This window comes from Aeromonas sp. Prich7-2 (genome assembly GCF_017939255.1).
Classification (GTDB): Bacteria; Pseudomonadota; Gammaproteobacteria; order Enterobacterales; family Aeromonadaceae; genus Aeromonas; species Aeromonas caviae.
Genome location: NZ_JAGKRI010000193.1, coordinates 1 through 293, shown reverse-complemented (window position 1 = coordinate 293; position 293 = coordinate 1). Strand labels below are relative to the sequence as shown.

General features: G+C 58.7%; 1 pseudogene. It reads left to right on the top strand.

The features are described 5' to 3' along the window. Window positions 1-293: pseudogene (locus tag J9892_RS25210) on the top strand (IS21 family transposase); the annotation flags it as partial.

Sequence of the window (293 nt, the reverse complement as noted above, 5' to 3'; positions counted from 1 at the left end):
AACGAGCGCCCGTTCAAGCAGCTGCCCGGTAACCGACGCGAGGCGTTTGAGCAGTTGGACCGCCCGGCACTGGGGTCACTACCGGTGCATCCCTATCGCTATGTCGCCATCAAAACGGTCAAGGTCAACATCGACTATCACGTCAGTTATGAGCAGCACCATTACTCGGTGCCGCACCAGTATGTGGGTCAGCAACTGGAGCTCCATGCGGGCGATACCCTGCTTCAGGTCTATCACCAGCAACAGCTGGTCGCGAGCCATCCGCGTAAAACCATCCCGGGGATGAGCACACT